The following is a 238-nucleotide window of genomic DNA, read 5'->3' on the forward strand; positions in this document are numbered from 1 at the left end:
GTGTGGCAGGCGTCGCAGACGTAGCGCAGGCGGTTGTCGCCGTCCGGGATGCGCTGGACCACCGTGGCGCCGCACAGGCTGCAGAATTTCATGCCAGGTTCTTCTTCGGGGAATGGCCTATCTGGCTCGGCTGGCCGGGAGGCGACAAGGCCCCGTGCGGGAGGGGTGGGCTGGCCGGGGCTTTCGTGCCATGATCTCGGGGAAACGACAAGACCTCGGAAACCCCGGCAGTATGAAC

General features: G+C 66.4%; 1 protein-coding gene. It reads right to left on the reverse strand.

What is annotated here, in order from left to right; all coding sequences use genetic code 11:
* Window positions 1–92, reverse strand: a 92-nt coding sequence (locus tag ACLJNW_RS28365; RefSeq protein ID WP_207918008.1) for a zinc ribbon domain-containing protein, incomplete at its 3' end; no start/stop codon positions are given.
* Window positions 93–238: the final 146 nt, after the last annotated feature.

The sequence above is a fragment of the Salmonella sp. SAL4457 genome (genome assembly GCF_046548235.1).
GTDB lineage: Bacteria > Pseudomonadota > Gammaproteobacteria > Enterobacterales > Enterobacteriaceae > Salmonella > Salmonella enterica.